The sequence below is a fragment of the Sphingomonas horti genome, assembly GCF_009753715.1.
GTDB lineage: Bacteria > Pseudomonadota > Alphaproteobacteria > Sphingomonadales > Sphingomonadaceae > Sphingomonas_B > Sphingomonas_B horti.
This window is the reverse complement of the sequence record NZ_WQMS01000012.1, coordinates 1-18,382: the sequence shown is the minus strand read 5'-3', so window position 1 is coordinate 18,382 and position 18,382 is coordinate 1. Positions and strand designations below refer to the sequence as shown.

General features: G+C 63.5%; 15 protein-coding genes. 6 read left to right on the top strand and 9 right to left on the bottom strand.

Annotated features, from left to right (window positions below):
* Positions 1-89: 89 nt before the first annotated feature.
* The 4 genes from GON01_RS09490 to GON01_RS09475 all read right to left on the bottom strand — a co-directional run bounded on the left by GON01_RS09490 (position 90) and on the right by GON01_RS09475 (position 6,441).
* A complete protein-coding gene (locus GON01_RS09490) occupies positions 90-1,427 on the bottom strand; it encodes an amidase (RefSeq protein WP_181600204.1) in 1,338 nt (445 codons plus the stop codon).
* 61 nt (positions 1,428-1,488) lie between these two features.
* A complete protein-coding gene (locus tag GON01_RS09485) occupies positions 1,489-2,499 on the bottom strand; it encodes a dipeptidase (protein WP_157027146.1) in 1,011 nt (336 codons plus the stop codon).
* A 53-nt stretch (positions 2,500-2,552) separates the two neighbouring features.
* Positions 2,553-4,712 carry a TonB-dependent receptor gene (locus GON01_RS09480; RefSeq protein WP_198159824.1) on the bottom strand — a complete coding sequence of 720 codons (2,160 nt, stop codon included), beginning with the start codon at positions 4,710-4,712 and terminating at the stop codon, positions 2,553-2,555.
* Positions 4,713-4,971: 259 nt separating this feature from the next.
* Positions 4,972-6,441 carry an amidohydrolase family protein gene (locus GON01_RS09475; protein WP_157027144.1) on the bottom strand — a complete coding sequence of 490 codons (1,470 nt, stop codon included), beginning with the start codon at positions 6,439-6,441 and terminating at the stop codon, positions 4,972-4,974.
* Positions 6,442-6,510: 69 nt separating this feature from the next.
* Between GON01_RS09475 and GON01_RS09470 the strand changes: the two genes are divergently transcribed.
* The 3 genes from GON01_RS09470 to GON01_RS09460 are packed head-to-tail and all read left to right on the top strand — an operon-like array spanning position 6,511 to position 10,243.
* Positions 6,511-7,197 (top strand): TetR/AcrR family transcriptional regulator, encoded by a 687-nt coding sequence (locus GON01_RS09470; protein ID WP_181600202.1) that lies wholly within the window; start codon positions 6,511-6,513, stop codon positions 7,195-7,197.
* A complete protein-coding gene (locus tag GON01_RS09465; protein ID WP_157027142.1) occupies positions 7,194-8,741 on the top strand; it encodes an MFS transporter in 1,548 nt (515 codons plus the stop codon). Before GON01_RS09470 ends, GON01_RS09465 begins: the two co-directional genes overlap by 4 nt.
* Positions 8,738-10,243 carry a leucyl aminopeptidase family protein gene (locus GON01_RS09460; protein WP_181600201.1) on the top strand — a complete coding sequence of 502 codons (1,506 nt, stop codon included), beginning with the start codon at positions 8,738-8,740 and terminating at the stop codon, positions 10,241-10,243. The genes GON01_RS09465 and GON01_RS09460 overlap by 4 nt, the downstream gene beginning before the upstream one ends.
* A gap of 485 nt (positions 10,244-10,728) precedes the next feature.
* Here GON01_RS09460 and GON01_RS09455 read toward each other — a convergent pair whose 3' ends face one another.
* Both GON01_RS09455 and GON01_RS09450 read right to left on the bottom strand, forming a co-directional pair.
* Positions 10,729-11,991, bottom strand: a complete 1,263-nt coding sequence (locus GON01_RS09455; protein ID WP_157027140.1) for a cation:proton antiporter — start codon at positions 11,989-11,991, stop codon at positions 10,729-10,731.
* 23 nt (positions 11,992-12,014) lie between these two features.
* Positions 12,015-13,067 carry an extracellular catalytic domain type 1 short-chain-length polyhydroxyalkanoate depolymerase gene (locus GON01_RS09450; RefSeq protein ID WP_332308481.1) on the bottom strand — a complete coding sequence of 351 codons (1,053 nt, stop codon included), beginning with the start codon at positions 13,065-13,067 and terminating at the stop codon, positions 12,015-12,017.
* 535 nt (positions 13,068-13,602) lie between these two features.
* Here GON01_RS09450 and GON01_RS17200 point away from each other — a divergent pair.
* From GON01_RS17200 to GON01_RS09435, 3 genes are all read left to right on the top strand, one after another.
* Positions 13,603-13,731, top strand: a complete 129-nt coding sequence (locus GON01_RS17200) for a hypothetical protein (protein ID WP_258558457.1) — start codon at positions 13,603-13,605, stop codon at positions 13,729-13,731.
* A gap of 329 nt (positions 13,732-14,060) precedes the next feature.
* Positions 14,061-14,981, top strand: a complete 921-nt coding sequence (locus GON01_RS09440; RefSeq protein WP_157027137.1) for a transglutaminase family protein — start codon at positions 14,061-14,063, stop codon at positions 14,979-14,981.
* Positions 14,966-15,130, top strand: coding sequence for a hypothetical protein (locus GON01_RS09435; protein ID WP_157027136.1), 165 nt, complete (start codon positions 14,966-14,968; stop codon positions 15,128-15,130). Before GON01_RS09440 ends, GON01_RS09435 begins: the two co-directional genes overlap by 16 nt.
* Before the next feature lie 515 nt (positions 15,131-15,645).
* Here the strand turns inward: GON01_RS09435 and GON01_RS16975 are convergent.
* From GON01_RS16975 to GON01_RS09420, 3 genes are all read right to left on the bottom strand, one after another.
* A complete protein-coding gene (locus tag GON01_RS16975) occupies positions 15,646-16,260 on the bottom strand; it encodes a PEPxxWA-CTERM sorting domain-containing protein (RefSeq protein ID WP_232328768.1) in 615 nt (204 codons plus the stop codon).
* A 512-nt stretch (positions 16,261-16,772) separates the two neighbouring features.
* Positions 16,773-16,976 carry a hypothetical protein gene (locus GON01_RS09425; protein ID WP_157027135.1) on the bottom strand — a complete coding sequence of 68 codons (204 nt, stop codon included), beginning with the start codon at positions 16,974-16,976 and terminating at the stop codon, positions 16,773-16,775.
* Between the two features lie 1,001 nt (positions 16,977-17,977).
* The gene (locus GON01_RS09420; protein WP_157027134.1) at positions 17,978-18,193 is read right to left on the bottom strand and encodes a hypothetical protein; all 216 of its coding nucleotides are present in this window, start codon (positions 18,191-18,193) and stop codon (positions 17,978-17,980) included.
* Between the last annotated feature and the right edge of the window lie 189 nt (positions 18,194-18,382).

Genomic DNA, 18,382 nt, shown 5'->3' with positions numbered 1-18,382 from the left:
GGGGTGCTCATCAGTCGATCAAGACTCGGCCGCCAATCTTCCATCTGTGTCTCACTCGTCCTTGATTTGGTTTGGCGTCTCGCAAGCGGTTAAGCGAACGCTGGAGCTGTTCTCGGCCAAGGCCGCACGTCCTCCAGGATGCGCGCCAGTCGAAGGACAATGTCGTCGCGGTGACGCGGGCCGGTGATCATCAGGCCAACAGGCAGTCCGTCGCGCGTGTGACCGGCGGGGACCGAAATCGACGGATGCCAGGTGAAGTTCGCGAGCGGCGTCAGCGGGCAATCCTGGGTGTCGCGCGCGTCTTGCCCGGCGATGGTCAGCGGCGCTGGGTCGGCGGCGCCGAAGGCCGTGCAGGCGGTCGTCGGGGTCAGCAGCAGGTCCGCCGATCCGAAGAATTCCGCCACCTCCAGCTGCAGCTTTGCGATCATGTCCTCGGCACGGATCCGCTCGCCATCCGACCCGGGCGGAAAGCGCTCAAAGTTGCGGCGAACCTCGTCGGAAAGCGCATCCCATCGGTCGGGCAGATACCCGGCCGCTTCCAGCCGGCTCACGAGACGATAAGTGTAGAGCTGCCCCACGGCTGGATAGATGTTCGAGAAGCGGACCGGCCGCGGCAGGTGCTGCAACCCCGCTGCGCCGATCAGATGCATCGCGGCCGAGCGCGCGATGTCGGCCACTTCCGGATCGACAACTGCAAAGCCCATATCGTCCGACCAGCAGGCCTTCAGCCCGGCAACGTCCAGTGTTTGCGCAGCGCGCTCATAGGAGAAGGACACCCGCGGCAGGCTCATCCGGTCCAGCTCGACCGGACCCGCCATGATGTCGAGGCAGCGCGCTGTATCGGCAACAGTGCTGGTGAGGACTCCGAACTGGGAATTCTCGGATGCTCCGTCAGCCCGCCCAATCCGACCGTGACTGACTTTCAAACCCACCAGACCGCAAAAGGCGGCGGGGCCGCGGATTGACCCCGCCCCGTCGCTACCGGTGCAGACCGGCACCATGCCTGCGGCAACGGCCGCGGCGGAGCCGCCGCTGCTGCCGCCCGGCGTGCGGTCGAGCCGCCACGGGTTTCGAGTCGTGCCGTGAAGCTTGGTGTCACAGGTTCCGGCAAAGCCGAACTCGGCCGTCGTGACCTTCCCCAGGACGATCGCGCCGGCCGCGCGCAGCCGCGCCACATGCGGCATGTCGCGCGGTTCGGGCTCGGCGCGGCGGTGGAAAAGACTGCCGCGCCGTGTCGGCAGGCCCTCGGCATGCTCCAGATCCTTGACCGCCAGGGGAACGCCGGCCAGCGGGCCCGGATCCTCGCCAAGCGCGAGACGCTCGTCGATATCGGCGGCCATTGCCTCGGCACGTTCGAAGTCACGGACACAGAAGGCATTGACCGCGCTGTCCCGCTCCTCGATGCGCTGGATTGCAAGGCGCACCATCTCGCGCGCTGATACCTGGGAAGAATGGACAGCCTCAGCGATCTCGGTTGCGCTCAGCATGTCAGGCAGCCCAGGCCGCAGCACAGACGCGTTGATGGTTCCCGCCGAGAATGGCCTTCACAGATTGGTCATCATAGCCGTGCCCGATCATCTGCTCGACAAGGGCGGGCAGTTGCTCGGGCGGGAAATAGCGAAAGCCCGGCCAGTCGGGATCCCTGGCCATCGGCCACTCGTCCGGCCGTGCCCGCGCATATTCAGTGACCTTTTGCGCATCGACAACCAGATCGAGGCCGAGGCCGACATGCGCGGGGCCGACCATCTGAACGATATAGTCGAGGTGAGCGAAAAGCGTTTGCGGCCTGACCGCCTCGTCGCCGAGGTAGCTGCTCGAGCCCGAGAGTCCGATGACGCCGCCTGTGGCTGCGCAGGCCTTGATCTGCTCGTCGCTCAGGTTTCGAAAGCTGGGCGCCAGCGCAGCTACGTTCGAATGACTGAACATCACCGGGCGGATCGCAATCTCCATCGCGTCCATCGAGGTGCGGAACCCGACATGACTGAGATCGAGGAGCATGCCGACCCGCTGCATTTCGGATACCAGTCGGCGACCAAACATGGTGAGCCCGCCATCATGCGGTTCCGCGCAACCCGATCCAGCCGAGTTGGCGCTGTTGAACGCGAGCAGCGTATGCCTCACGCCCAGGCGGACGAACGCCTCGATCGAGTCAACCTTTCGTCCGAAGCAGCGCGTGCCTTCGAAATGGAGACCGACGCCCAGCTTTCCGGCTGCCTTTGACGCGGCGACATCTTCGATGACTTCGACGAGGTGTAGAGCGTCGCTGCGTTCCTGAATCTGCGCCCGGGCCGCGGCGACCCGCTCAAATGCCTGACCGACATCATGGTCATCGCCCGCGACCGTCAGCGATACCATGTCATAGCCCGCCGCCTTGAGGCGCGCGAGACTGTCGAGATCATTCCCCGCCCATGGCTCAAGCGGATAGACCATGTCCCAGACCAGCGCTTCTGCAAGGAGGGAACGTGCGCGGGGGGAGACTTCGATGACGTCGTGATGCATGGGTCCTCGCAGCGCGGGGGGAAGCGGCGCTGGCGCCGCGGAGATCGGGCGGATCAGAAGCGGAGCGTGAAATCTGCGCCGAAGGTTCGGGGCGGCGCGAACACATAGAAGGATGAACCCTGGAAGATCAGCGCATTGTCCTCGATCGCCGAATTATAGTCCGCCTTGACGAGATGATTGGTCAGGTTGCGCGCCCACAGACCGAGTTCCCACCCCTTTTTGCTTTTCAGCCCAACCCGGGCATCGACCAGGGCATGCGCCGCCTGACGCCCCAGCGCGCGGTTCTCGACCTCAAGGAAATAGCTGCCGCTGTACCGGACATTTCCCTGCACATAGGCGCTAAGTTCAGGGCTCGGGTGAAGGTCGTAGCGCGCGCCGAGGTTGCCTGAGAAGCGCGGTGCGAACGGCAGACGGTTCCCCGAAAAGTCCCCGGCGTCCGTTGCGAACGTCACGAAGTGCGCATCTAGATAGGCAGCGGTGGCGTTCAGCTGGAAGTCCGGTGTGACGCGCGCGATCGTCTCAAGCTCGACGCCCTGGCTGCGGGCCCGGCCCGCATTGACCACCTCGGTAAATCCAACGCCGGCATTGCTCCGCTGTCGCTCCACTTGCAGGTCGGCATAATCCATTACGAAGCCGGTCAGATTGACGGTCAGCCTGCGATCGAACCATTCGGTGCGCGCGCCCGCTTCGTAATTGGTGACCCGTTCGGGCCCAAAGCCCGTCCGCGCCGTCGGATTGACGATCGCGCTGGTGTTGAAGCCGCCGCTCTTATAGCCTTGCGAGTAAGTGAAGTAGAAAAACAGCCGCTCCGAAGGCTTGTAGTTGATGCCCGCCATCGGCGTGAACACGGTATCTTCGAATGGCTTGACTGACGCCAGCGCGCCAACCGGGACCAGCCGCAGCAGTGTGTCGCCGGCGCCATAATAGGCCACACCGTCGCCGGCCGAGAAATTCTTCTTCTCGTAGTTGAGCCGCATACCAGCTGTCAGCCACAGATCGTCGCGCACATACGCGTTCGCCTGTCCAAAGGCCGCATAGGATCGCGTCTTCGATCGCGAGGCCGACAGAGCAGTGATCGCAACCGTGCCCGTGGGCGCGCCGGGGTCGATGTCCTGCGCGGGAACGCCCAGGTCTGCGAGCAGGTCGAAGACATAGCGGCCGGTGCGGCTGCTGCCGGTGCCTCGGGTCGTCTCAAGGTAGTAATAGCCCCCGAGAGTCGCCTCGACGACACCGCCGAGCCGCGGCGTTGCAAGGCGGAGTTCCTGCGTGAAGCGTTTGGTTCGATCGGGCCGCCCTGGACTGCCCGCGCCGATCACCGCGAGATCCAGGGCGGAACCTTCGTCGTCGTTGAGCGAGAACAGATCTCCGACGAAATAGCCGGTGACCGATGTCAGCGTCGCCTTGCCCAGCGCATAGGTCACGATGGCTGTCACCGAGCGCAGCGTTTCATCAACGATGCCTGGCCCGTCGGTTGCCGCGCGCCGGTGCCGGAAATCCTGCCCCACGGCCAGTTCCGGCGGACCAGCAAAGCCAGGCAAACCGTACCAGAGGGGCGCATCGGGACGACGCTTCGACCAGAGATATTGGCCGATCACGACCAGATCGAATCCCTCTGCGGGAGTGAGGGCAAACTGGGCCCGTACCGCATCCTGGTTCTCGGTGCCGAAGCTGCCGCCGTTCACGTCGCGGGTGTAGCCGTCACGCTCGAAATGAACGCCTGACAAGCGGACCTTCAGCAGATCGTCGACAATCGGACCCGAGATCGCCCCCTCGACGTTGCGAAGGTCGAAGTTCCCCAACGTGGCGCGCACATAGCCGTCCAGCGAAGCCGTCGGACGGCGCGTCGTGTAGCTGATCGCGCCGGAAGCAGCGTTGCGCCCCCACAACGTGCCTTGCGGACCGCGCAGAACCTCGATCCGGTCGATGTCGAAGATCACGCGATCGAGGAATCCGCGCGGCCCGTAATAGACCTGGTCGAGATAAGCGCCGGCCGGCTGCTCGATGCCGGTCCCCTCACGAGCCTGGGCGGTGATGCCACGAATGGTGATGCTGTTACCGCCGCCGTTGAGACCGTCGGGCACGCGGACGTTGGGCAGCATGCTTTCCAGATCGGCGAATTGCCGGATGTTGTTGCGCTCAAGCTCCTCGCCAGTGACGGCCGATACCGAAATAGGCGTTTCCTGCAGACGCGTCGCGCGACGGGTCGCGGTCACAATGATGTCTTCGGTCACCCCGGTCTGACCGTCTTCGGCAAGAGTCGGCGCCGACTCGAGCGCGCTAGGCTCGGCGGCAGCTTGGGCCAGCGCAGTGCCGCTCAACGACGTAGCCGACAGCAGTATCGCTGCACAGAAGCGCGTTCGGGTTCGGATGCAGGTGTTCAGGGCCATGTGTTCCACTCCTATCCACCTGCCTCAGGGCGGTGGTTCTGTTTGCTTGTCTTGTTGAAAGCCGGTGGCGGCGCCGAGCCGCTGCCTATCGCTTCGCCGAAAGCTGACGCTCGCCGAAGCGGGGCACACCTGCCCGCTTCAACTCCGCAAGCCGATCGGGAGGAATCCACTCGCCGGCCAGCATCACGCCTTTGACGAGCCAGAGGTTACGCGTGCTCGAGAGCGGGTTCCCGCCGAGCAGCACCAGATCTGCGCGATAACCTATGGCGACCCTGCCCCAATTGGCGGGTTTTCCCATTCGGGCGGCGACCGCCGCGGCATTGCGGGTGGCCGCCGAAAGTGCCTCGAACGGGGTCAGACCCGCCTCTTCGAGCAGTTGGACGTCCCGAACAAGATGAAATCCCGGCACCATGCCTTCGACGCCCAGATCCGAACCGACCGTCAGCACGATGCCGGCCCGCTGCATCTGCAGGACAAGCTGCTGGAGGAACGGCTGGATCGTATCCCGGCGATACGGGCCCTGCCCGCGCCATTTGACGAATCGGCCCTGCGTCCGCCAGCGGTCGAGCAGCGGCCGGGGCACTTCACGATATTGCGGCGCGCTCAGCAGAGCCGTCGTATCAGCGATGCCTTCATAGACGGTCTGGTCGGTGATGAGATTGGATACGACTGCGACACGGTTCTCCCGGATAAGCGCGACGGTTGCGGGAATCGTACCCCGATCGATACCAAGGGGGGCAATGCCGTCAGAGCTGTATTGGCGCGCGGGATCGTAGCCGATCCAGTGATAGCTCACGAGTTCGTCGGCGTGCGCAATTTCGTCGAGGCCGGAGGCCAACGCCATATCCAGGGGCATCTGGTCGGGAAGATGGCCGATGGAATAGAAGCCTCGGCTTTTGGCCTCGCGCGCGGCGGCCAGGAATGCCTCCTGGGACAGGCCGTCGTAGAGTTTGACGAGGTCATAGCCGGCGTCGATCTGCCTATCGACCGCAGCGCGGGCCTCCTCCGCTGTTCGGACGACGATCTTCTGCGGGCCGCCATCACCAGCAGCGCCCTGCGGTCCCGTGATGATCGGCCCGCTGACCCAGAGCCTCGGCGCAAGCCTCTCGCGATGGGCGATGACGTCGCGCAGGCGCAGAAGATCGGGATTGCCGCTCAGGGTCCTGATTGTGGTGACGCCGTAGGCGAGATAGTGAGCCAGGAAATCCGGTTGCGTCTGATATTCTGCGACGTGCGTGTGCATGTCGGCCAATCCCGGCATTAGGAACATGCCGCGGCCGTCAATCACCCGCGCGCCTTTCGGCGCCCTGTAGCCGCGAGCCGGCCGGATCGCGGCAATGGTGTTACCGCGCACCTCGACGACGCGGTTGTTCAATGCCGTTGCGTCCTGCATCGTGACCACTGCAACATGAGTGAAGACGGTGGTGACCGCGGGCGCCGCCGCAAGCGGAGCAGTCGCAACGATGGCAGCCATTGCCAGCACGAGCTTGGGAACCGCCATTCTGATCGGATCACGCACTGGCGGCCCCTTCTTGCCTCTTTCGGTGCGGATCATTATTCAATCACTTTTAGAGTTCAAGCGATTTTTGAAAAGCTGTGTAAACGGCTGGAAAAAGGCGGCGTGATGGCGGCAAGCAAGCAGAATCGGCGCGAGAACCGGGCCGGATCGGAAACCATGGAGCGGCTCATCTCTGCCGCGGAGGAGCTGTTCAGCACGGCCGGGTTCGGCGGCACGTCACTCCGTCTCCTGACGCAGCGCGCCGGCACGAACATCGCGGCGGTGAGCTACCATTTTGGATCGATGGAGAAGCTCTATGGTGCGATCCTTGACCGCCGCTTCCTGCCGATCCTCGAACGCCGGCAATCAGAGCTGGAGCGCTTGTCCGCACAGATGAACGATGTTGCGCCAGCAGCCAGAATCGAGGCGCTGCTGGTCTCCTGGATCGACCCGCTGCTCGACTCCTTCTTCCAGTCCGATGGCCTCGGACATCTGCTGCTGGACCTCGAACTGCAGGCGAACCAGGCGATCAATCGCGGCGAGATAAGCGACTGGCCCCAGCCGTTTCTCGATTACCAGCAACGTTTCGGAACTGCGCTCGCCGCGGCCGCGGCGCACCTGCCGCACGATCAGGCCCGATGGCGGGCAGAGTTCATCTGCGCCTGTGTGCTGCCGAGCCTGCGCAGCCTCAATCGGGATCACGCCAATGGGTGGCGCGAGCATGAGCATGACCTTCGCACCGCGTTCAGGAGCGCGTGGCTGGCTTCCGGCATGGCGCTGCTGGCGAGAGACGACAATTCAAAATCTGATTGATTTCTATTGAACTGCTCTACCACTCTGCTAGCACATCCATAGAGGTTCGTTCGAATCGCCATTCTCATATCGAGCGAAATATCGCTTCGGTGGGCGATGTTGCGTGGGCAGAATGCAGGATGCGTCAAACAACTACGCTGTCGAAATGGACGATTTTATCCTATTCGAGCCTTGCGGTCCCCCTCGCCATTCTTAACGTCTCTCTCGGGACCTATCTGCCATCTTTCTATGCCGAAGAAATCGGCATCAGCATGTCCGCGATCGGGTTGATCATGTTTGGCGGCCGCATCTGGGATGCCGCCGTCGACCCGCTGTTCGGGCATCTTTCGGACAAGACAAGATTGAGCCTGGGCCGGCGCAAGTCCTGGGTGCTGTTTTCAGCGCCGGTGTTGATGCTGGCGATCTACCTGTGCTTCGTGCCGCCCGCCCATGCGTCAACACTCTACATCGCGCTGGTCACGATCCTGATCTATTCGGCCTGGGGCGCGATCCAGATTCCGTACCTGTCCTGGGGCGTGGAGTTGTCCAAGGACTATGGCGAGCGCACGCGGATCGCGGGCGTCCGCGAGGCGGGAAGCATGCTCGGCGTGGTCGTCTCGGTGGGCTTGCCCATTCTCGTCTTCCGCGGCAGCGAGCCGGCACTGGCGCAGGTGCTGCTGCTGTTTACGACCGTGCTGCTGGTGCTCATTCCACTCTCGGCGCTGAGCGGCGCCCTTTGGTGCCGGGATGAACTGGACCAGGCGGCAAAGCGACCCGTTTCAGGCCTGGCAGAGTTCGCCGGCATCCTGAAGAACCGGCCCTTCGCACGCTTCCTCGCCATCTACATGCTCTTCCGCATGGCCTGGTCGGGCTTCGATTCCATCTTCGTGATGCTGTTCACCAACTACATCAGGGCGCCGGGCGGCTTCCTTCCTTACGTTTTCCTGCAATATGGCGTGTCGATCGCCTTCGCGCCGATGATCGTCCGGTTGGCCACCCGGTTCGGCAAGCACCGGGTGCTCGCGGCATCACTGCTCGGCGGGGCCCTGGTCGCGATCGCCATCACCATGCTCATCCGGCCCGGCCATGCCGCCGATGCGGCGATCGTCTTTTTCCTATTCGGCTTCACCAACGCGGCACTCTGGATTCTCCCGACCGCTATCGTGGCGGACGTGGTGGATTATGGTACGCTCAGGAGCGGCGGCGACAATGCAGGCGGGTACATCGCCGTCCTGAACGTCGCGCAGAAATTCGGCCTGGCCATCGGCGTCGGCCTGGTCTTTCCCCTGCTAGATCTGCTCGGCTTCTCCGCGACCGGTCACAATGACGCCGGTGGTCTTGCCGCCTTGCGCTGGGTTGCGGGTGCCATCCCGCCACTGTTGCTCGTGCCCGCGGCACTGGCGCTATGGCGCTTCCCCATCGATCAGCGACGGCACGCGATCATCCAGCGGCGCCTTGCCGCCCGGACGTCCAGCACTCCCAACGAGGGGCAAGCTCAGGACGTGGATATACCGCCGGCGGGCCCTCTCCTTTTCTTTCCTCACGTGTCGAAGAGTCCGTCATGATGAACATCGATTTCTGCGGTGATGAACTGCCGCGTTGGCCCGTCCTCGCCGTCGGGGTATTCGCCGGCGAAGACCAGACCGGATCCGCCTGCGCCGATGACGCGCGGCTGCAGGCGATCCTCAGCGCAGCGATTGCCGCGGATCGGGCGTGCGGCCGGTTCGAGGGCAAGCCGGGCGAATGCATCAGCGCCCCGTTACCGGCGGGGCTGCCGTGGCGGCGGCTGCTGATCGCCGGATTGGGCGAGCGCGTCGGGTGGACGCCGGGCCGGGACGCCCTCAAATGCATCGGCGGCGCGATCGTCCGGGAGGCGGCTGCGCGCGGGGAGCGCGGCGTCCACCTGGACTTGCGGTGGGCCGATTGCGATCTGCCCGACGCGGCGGTGGCGGACATCGCCTATGGCGCAAGGCTCGGCTCCTACCGGTTCCGCAAGTGGCGGACCGGGACGCGCACGCTCGAGCCGGCGCAACTAGAAGAACTCAAGATCCATGTCGCAAGACCCGCTGAGGTCTGTGACGCCTTTGGCCGCCTGAGCCCGATCGCGGCAGGCACGTTCCTCGCACGGGATCTGGTCAACGAGCCCCCTAACAGCATGACGCCGCAAGGCTTTGTTGACGCGCTTCAGGACTTCCGGCGACTCGGCATCGAGCTGGAGGTGCTCGACGAGACGGATCTCGCGCGCGAGGGAATGGAGGGCATCCTGGCGGTCGGGGGCGGCAGCGTTCACCCGCCCCGCCTTCTCATCTTGCGCTGGCGAGGCGGCGCCCATGACGAGGCGCCGGTCTGCCTGGTCGGCAAGGGCATCACCTTCGACACCGGTGGGCTGGATCTCAAGCCCCATGCGATGCTGGCGCCGATGAAGGGCGACATGGCGGGAGGCGCAGCGGTCGCCGGAGCGCTGCTCGCGCTTGCCCGCAGCAACGAGCCGGTCAACGCGGTCGGGGTGATCCCGCTCGCGGAGAATGCTCTTTCGGGCGCCTCGTTCCGGCCGAGCGACATCATCCGCCTGGCCCGCGGAGATACGATCGAGATCGTCAACACCGATGCAGAAGGACGCGTCGTGCTTGCCGACGCAATCTGGTACGCACGAACTCGCTTTTCGCCGAGCACGATCATCAGCCTGGGGACCCTCGGCGGATCGGGATTTTTCGGTCTCGGGCTGCGTTACGGCGGCCTTTATTGCGACGACCTGCCGCTACGCGAACGGATGATCGAGGCTGGAAACCGGGCATCAGAGCCGCTGTGGCATTTGCCGGCGGACCCGGAACTCGACGAAGATCTTCGTCAATCTGATGTGGCCGACTTACTGCAGGCGACCGACTATATGGTTCATGGCAACGATAGCGGATACATCGTACGGCTGCTGAAGCGATCTGCCGGTGTGGTGCCATGGGCACATGTCGAGATGACCCGGCTTGAGTTCGCGATCAAGGACCGCGCGACCTGCCCCAAGGGTGCGACTGGCTTCGGAGCGGCCCTCTTGTACGCAGCCACGTCTGGTTGAATCGAGGGACTTTGCCCGCAGCCAACGCTCGGCTCCGCCCGCCAGCTGAACGGCCTTCGCGTTGACTGGAGGCCGTTGAGATCTCCCTGACCTCCTGCATGGATATGAGCAGCGAGCTATAGGTGAGTGATTGGCCGTCTTCCACGGCCCGCTCTGCGGGCCTTCGAGGCGACCGAGCAGTGGGCGAACGCAGGGTCGAAACCCGCAAACCTCAACATCATGATTCACAAGGCGAGAGCGGACGCCGAACAATTTCTCGAAACGCGACCGGTGAATGTCAGCTTCGGAGCAATCTGAATCCGCGGCGAATGTCGCAATTGGGCGCAATGCTGCCGTTCCCCTGAGCCGGCCCGATAGGCCGCAAAGGGCGCAGTGCGGGCGCACGCGGCCGGCCTGCTGGCCAATGTGGCCCGCTCGGGCTTTGATATATCGACAGCGAGTAAGCTGCAGAGCCCGATCACACTTCTACCCGGAGATGGCAGGCATCACGGGGACATTTCGCCGCGGCGCCGCTGCCAGCGATCGAGCAACGCTAGCGCCGGCGTGACGGTGATGCCGTGGAGGAGAATCGAGGCGAGCACCACGCCGCCGACGATCGCCCACAGCCGGCGAGGGTCGGCAAAGGGGGCATGATTGAGCGCGAATGCGAGATAGTAGATCGAGCCCATCCCGCGGATGCCGAAGAAGGATATCACCAGTTGCTCGCGCCAAGGCAAATTTGATCCTAGCAGGCTGAAGACGCCGGCGGCCGGACGTGCAACGAGCAGGACGCCGGCCACGAACAGCAGCATCCGCCCGTCCAAAGACGCGAGCAGACCACCAAAGGCGACCATGCCGCCGAAGAGGACGAGCAGCACCATCATCAACAGCCGCTCCGCTTCTTCTGCGAAGCCATGAAGCCGTTGGTGATACTCATGATCGCGGCTCGCGTTGCGAAGCGCGAGCGCCGACACGAAGACAGCCAGGAAACCGAAGCCGCCTAGCATTTCGGCCACGCCATAAGCGAGCAGCGTCGCCGCCAGCGCGACAAAGCCGTCCCCGGTGCGCGAGAGGTTAGCGCGCATCGGGAGATGGAAGGTGAGATAGCCGAGGCCCCGGCCTATGGCATAGCCCATGGCTGCGCCGAGGATCGTCTTCCACAGCAGGTCTCGTATGAACCATTCCAGCAGATCGCCGGCGACGAACGTCGCCGCTGTGAGCGCGATCGCAAGATGGACGAACGGGAAGGCAAAGCCGTCGTTGAACCCGGCCTCCGATGTTAATGCAAAGCGCGCTTCGTCCTCTGTGCCTTTGCCGGGGCCACTTACCTGAACGTCGCTGGCGAGCACCGGGTCGGTCGGCGCGAGCACGGCAGCGATCAGCAGGGCTGCAGCCGCACCCGCTCCCGTCAGCCCCCATGCGAGGCACGCAACGATCAGCATGGTGATCGGCATCGCGATACCAAGCAGCCGCCAGGTCAGTGCCCAGCTGCGCAGCCCGATCATCCGGTCGATCTTTAGCCCCGCGCCCATCAACGAGACGATGACGACAAGCTCGCTGAGCCGCTCCACCATCACCGGGAATTTCAGCGGATGGACAGCGAAGGGCCTGAGCGGCGGCAACGCGAACAGGGCCGCTCCCGCGGCCACGCAGAGGATCGGCAGCGACAGCGGTGTCTTGCGCAGAAGCATCGGCAGCCACGCCGTCATCAGCACCAGCGCACCTAATCCTGTCAGAAGCAGCACGTAGAGAGGGTGCGAGAGCTCCAATGAAGTTCCTTCCGCTGCTGCGGTCAGCGCATCAGGCCAGCGGCGCGCAGGGCATCTATCACCCGTCCCACGTCGCCCGTCACCGGCTGTCGTAGTGGCTGCACTCTGCTGCGCTTGATCGTAGGCACAGCCGACGTCGCGGGCGCTGGAGGCGCTCGCAGTTCGGCAGCGGCGGCGGGCTTTGTCCGGGCTTTCCCCTGTGTTGGCATCAGGCCCCAGAAGCGAGCAATCTGTCGTGTCGAAGATATCCCTGCCTCGAGCATGTATGGCCCGACAGTGCCGCAGGCAGCGCTGCCGGAAGTGCTGAGTGGAGTGCCGTGGCCGAGGCCCAAAATGCGATACTCCTCGATCACTTCCCGCCCGTTGCCATCGTGCCAGATGTGGCGTGGGTGCCCATCAACGTCCTCGATCGCGGTTGGCTGGGCTGCAACCCCATGGAGCGCGCGCCATTGTTCAACGATGAGGGCCGCATTAGCGGCGCTCACGGTCGAGTCGTTGTCACCATGCCAGACCGATATCGTTGGCCACTGGCCGCGGTGATTGGATGCCGCTGCGACGAGCTCGCCGAGCGCTGCCGCCGGTGGTCCGCCATGCGCTTGCATTCGGTCGAACGCCTCGGGAACCGATGTGGCAGTGCCATAAGGCAGTCCCGCGATGATCGCGCCACCGGCAAATACATCTGGATAAGTGGCGAGCATCACCGACGCCATCGCGCCGCCCGCAGAAAGGCAGGTCACGTAAACTCGGGTCGGATCAAGTCCGTGTGCGGTAACCATTGCGGAGACCATTTGACGGATGGACAGCGCCTCGCCGGAATTGCGCTGCGTATCGGTTGAGTTGAACCAGTTGAAGCACAGGTTGGCGTTGTTGGCGCGTTGCTGCTCGGGATACAGAAGCGCGAATCCCTGCTCATCGGCCAGCTGGGACCAGCCCGAGCCACGATCATAGCCGGCGGCATCCTGGGTGCAGCCGTGCAGCACGACGACCAGGGGTGCGGACGCGCGGCGTGGTTCGGGCACGTAGAAGCGGGCCCGAAGCGCGCCCGGGTTTGAGCCGAACGCCGCCAGGCCCGTCAACCGGTCTTGGCTCGCGATGCTTGTTGCTCCCGGCGACATGCTGCGGAGCGCAGAAAGGCGAGTGAGAGTGTCATTCAAGCTTCGCATGCGGCGTTCTCCTGGCCACGGCGGAAGCCCTGACAGCTGCAGAACGACCGCAGCGTTGGGGAAGTTGCTGCACTGCACAATCTCATGAACAAGAAGTCCAACCGGGGAGCAATTCAGGATTATTTGGCCAGTGGGGTGGCGTGGAGGGGTTGGCGTCTCCATATTCCTTTGATCGCGCCGTCCGTCTCGAGCTTGGCCGCGACTGAGAGTTCTTCACGCTCCCGCTCTGACGCGGAGCATTTTCGTGCAAACCACTCCCAGCACCCGTTTCGTTCGGCCTGCCCGGCGCATCGCCGCGGTCGCTCAAATGCAGACGACCGAGGCGGAGAAGCTGGCGCACGCCCAATTCGGCAGGCCGCATTGCGCAGCAGGGGCTCGCCCGGTCCTGTCGCTCTTCAGACGCTGACCACCTGCAGCCCGAGGGGCCGCTTTCGAAAAGGATTACTACATGGCCAAGGGACAACAACGCGGCAACCGCGAGGCGCGTAAGCCGAAGAGGCCGGCGCCTCCGAAGCAGAATGCGTCCAATCCTTCATTGAAGGGCACGCCGCCCACTCAGCCCTTCAAGAAGGGCTGATTACCCTTCCTCGCCTCTGGAAAGGCCGTTCCATGCAGCCATCGCTGATCTTATGCCGCGCCCAGGAAGCGCATCACCGGGCGCTCTCGCGCGCTGCCACACTCGACCACGTCAGGATCATAGCCGACGCGGCCGCAGCCGCATGGGCCAAGGAAGGCCTCGCCGCCGGGCTGCGAGAGGGTCGCAAATTGCTCAGCCGAGAATTTGCGCACGCACACCGCACAGTGGGTGAGCCTCCGCTGGCTGACCTCCGCAGCTTGAGTGAGAATCCAGACCGTGGACATGCCGACGTCGGTCGAGGCCGCCGTCGGTAGCCAAAGGACGACGGAATGCGGCTGCAAATCTCCCATGTGACGACCTACGCATACCGAATCCCGGTCGAGATCCTTCCGCACCGGATGATGCTCAGCCCGCGCGGCTCGCATGCCCTTCGGGTGATCAGCGCCGAAATCGGCTGCGAGCCGACGCCGGCGCTCGAGTGGACGCAGGATGTCTTCGGTAACCTGATCGCGACCGCTTCCTTCCTCCACCCGGCGGAACGGCTCGTGATCACCAACCGGATGGTGGTCGAACAGACCGCCTCTGCCTGGCCCATCTTCGCGATCGCGCCGTACGCACACCGCTTCCCGTTCGACTATTCACGCGACGATCGCAAAGATCTGGGCGCGCTGCTCGTCCCGGAGCATACTGACCCCGACGGCCGGCTTGCGGCCTGGGCGTCCGCGCTGGTGCATGGCGCCGACACCGACACCCTTTCGCTGCTGAAAGATGTGAATGCAGCCGCGGGCTACGGCATAACCTATGTCACGCGTGAAGAATTGGGGACGCAGTCTCCACAGGAGACGCTCGATCTGGGCTCCGGCTCATGCCGCGATCTCGCCACACTGTTTATCGAGGCGGTTCGGCACCTCGGCTTCGCGGCCCGTGCGGTGTCCGGCTATCTTTTCGACGCGCCGATCTCGATCGATCTCCCCGATCGAAGCAACCAACACGGAGCCACCCACGCCTGGGCCGAAGTCTATCTGCCCGGCGCGGGGTGGATCGCGTTTGATCCTACAAACGGACGTATGGGCGAAGCGCATCTGGTGCCCGTCGCCGTTGGCCGGAACATTGCCCAACTGAGCCCCGTCAATGGCCGGTACGTCGGCACCGCCGATGCTTTTCTAGGGATGACAGCGGATGTCACCGTCTCGGTGGCGATCCACACCGCCGATCTCGGCCGAAAGGACGGGCCATGGAAATTCGTTTGATCATCGCCTACAGCCTGATACTGGTCATGACGCTGCTGGTCGCGGCTTTCGTCGCGTACCGGATTTACCACTCGCACGATCGCTCCTATCGCCGCCGCTTGCGGAAGGATATTCGCGGTAGTGAAAGATGTCGGCGGGCACCCGTGTGATCCCGTATCTATGCATTTCGGCGGCTGCGGTATGCGTGAGGAGCGCGTGATCCTCGCCCGGCGTCTCTTCGCGCGAGTTCATGACGTGACCACGCGGTCTCGCTCACGCATTACCGTGAGCCTTCCTGACATCTGACGAAGAATGCGCGAGCGGTGTCCGTATGTGTTGTGCCGCTGTCCCACCAATCCATTCGCAAAATCGCTGCAGAAGGTTGCGGTCATGTCGACAAGTGCGGCTTCGAGGGCATCCGCCTCGGAACCGCTGGGCGATACTGCCGAAGTCGTCGCAAATCGCCCGTCACTAATGGGTGCAGTCGACTGATGGATACCCACGCCGCGTCTCCTCGATTGAGCGGGAGCACGAAGCATCTCTCAGTCGCGGCGGTGCTCGTGGCGGGTGCTGCGATACGAGTGATATGGGGTGCCGCGCCGCAAATCATAGGCGGCATTGCGTAAACCTTAAAAAGGGCCCCGCTGGGCACAAGCCCAGCGGGGAAGGCTCAGCTAAGAGAGGGTTAGTTGGACATCGCGTGCGCCAACCGCTCGCGCCGGCGGGCGACCGCGCCGACCAGGCCAAAGCCGCCAAGCATCAGCGCCCAAGTAGCCGGCTCAGGAACCGCAGAGGCAGGCACGCCGACCTGGCCGAGCGTAAACACAAAGGTGTTTGATCCTCCAGGGACACCGTCAGGATTGTTCTTGGTCGTACGCGCGAAGAACGCATCTTGCGTGATGCCGCTGAGCGTTGATCGAGCTCCCAGCCCATCGAAATCAAACGGAGTGAGAGGCCCGCCCGTGTTTCGGAAATCCGGGCCCAAGTAGGTGAACACGAGGTTCGCAACGGTCGGATCATCGTTGAAGCCGGGCGTTACGAAGGCGCTCGATGTGAGTTCGGTGGTCGCAAAGACATCGCCGCTCGGTGCGAACACGGATCCGTCGATGTAGCCGGCGAAATCGAAAATGATCAGTCGGTCACCACTGCGCACACCTTCGTCGCCGCCTAGCGTGCCCTGATATGTGAAGCTGTTGTCGTTCGCACCATTGCTGGTGATCGATTCCAGCGTGAGAACAGCTGCGCTGGCAGGCGCCGCCAGACCGGCCGCCGCTGCCGCGGCGAAGACCCAATTCTTCATGAAGCACTCCCTGAGCGAATATTCTGCTCGAAATGCAGGATGCACTTCAGCTTAGCTCAGAAAGCAGAACACGGCTGCGTCACTCCGGTTCACATGGCGGAAAATAAACTTGCGACGATTTGAGAAATATTGCGACAGGTCAGCCCCGAAATAAACTTTGTAAACGTCGATGACCGGCGGATCCGCGCGTCTCTCGACTTTACCCCCGCAAATAAATGGCGCGGTTATAAGTGTCGGCTCGCCGGCGCGTATCCGCGGTGACGCCCGTTATGCAGCACGCATGGGCACCGCTCGGAGACAAGTGCGACCGAATACAAGCATGGGCGGCTGTCGCTCCTCTCGGCTGATCCATGGTGGCAGGCCCACCAGCGCACTCTGATCAGCACCATCGCTAAGGCCCAAACTTCATACGCCCTATTGCACGCCTCGTTGGGCATCGACCACCATCCCGTGGCGACGGCTCCTGCATCTTTATCGCGGCGCCGCGTTGACATCGGGTGCGCGCTTGGCACCTAGGAATGCCGAATTCTGCTTCCGCCGAGGATCGACTCTGGAGGCTCAGTCACGGCGATCTCGCCCCTCTCGGTGCCGTTCTGGGCGCCATAGATGACAGTGCTTCCCTTCTCGCCGCCTGCAACCGCAACGATGCGCTCGACATTGATGTAGATCGACCGCTCTGTTTGCCCGAGCGGTGTGCATTTCACCCAGTCTGCCATATCGTCCTCCGTACCTCTCCAAAATCGAGCGAGCGCCCTCTGTCTCGAGAGCGGGGCCATGTGATCAAGGCGGCACCGGCCGATGCCGCCGTTGGAGTTTTCATTGCCATGACGCGGCTGATGGGGGATCATCGAACACTCGCGGCAGAGCTGTGTACTTCCCGTGACGAACGTCCAGACCCCATATGTGCCCGGTTCCTCCAAGTGCTTTGGAGAACTCGCCAAAGGGCAACAGCAATCCGGCAGCAATTCTTTCGGTCAAGACATCATCGAACGGCAGCCGCCGAGACAGCGAAGCTGCAATCTAACGCCTGTAGCCGTATAAGGTGCCTCGTCTGCGTCCATAGCGGTGGACTGAGATGCAGGACCAGAGCATGAGCCCGGCAGCTATCAGAAAAACAAGACCGCCGCCGATCCACAGCCGAGTGGAAATCGTGGGGTCGAAAGATGCAGCATGGTTGGTCTCCCTTCATGGGGCCAAATCGCCGCTTCTCACGAGTAGGGCGCCACGACCGCAATCGATGGAACACAGTATCACGCGCCGGACGTATCGCAGCATCTTTTCGGCAGCTGGGCCGGAGGAACCCAGATTAACCCCTCTTGCGATCTGGCAGGCGGAGCATAACCTCTCACGAGGCGGGTCATTGGGAGTGCATTTTAATGTCTGCAAAACCGAGAGTACATAGCCCGAGACCACGTCCCGTGCGCACGAGAAGCCCAGAGGGGCAGAGCAACGACGAGGAAATCAGTGATGCCCGAGCCGATACCGTTCGCGGTATCATGAAGCGCAATCGCGCAAGGGGCGAGCGGCAGGATTGACCGGACCCGACTTGGCTCGCGCCTCAACCACGTAAACGCGGTCTATCTGGGGGAGTGGCCCCTTACAGCAGTGGCCATTTCGGCAGAGACGGGCGCGAGTCAGTCCGCCAAGCCGGAAGTGTCGTAAACGCGCGGGAATGACAGGTTCGGGTGGAGTTCGGACGACAGCGGCTCGGCGTGCGCTAGGCATTGAGGGTGGCGATGATAAGGTCCCGTTCGCGGTTCCACCCCATGAGCGTCTGACGAAGCAGGTCGAGCAAAGCCTCCGCCGTGGCCGTGTCCGCCCCTCGCATCTTCAGGCGTTCAATCAACTCAAGCTGCCGTTCAACCCGAGCCTCGCCTTCCGCGATGTTTCGATCAGCGACGGCAAGGTGCCTCGTCTCCATCTGGCGGTCCATTTGGCCCCCCTTCAACCCGTGTGCATAGCACGCCGTTGTCTCTGGGTCGCCTCGGAGATGTCAGCTGTGGGTCGCGAGCTGCCGTTCAACGGCCGCTTCGGCGAAGGTCCTGTGTGGATGGCTCCCGCGTTGCAAGTGGCGATTTGATGTCGGCGGCTAGTCGGGTGCAGTCTTGTGTCCGGCCTGTTG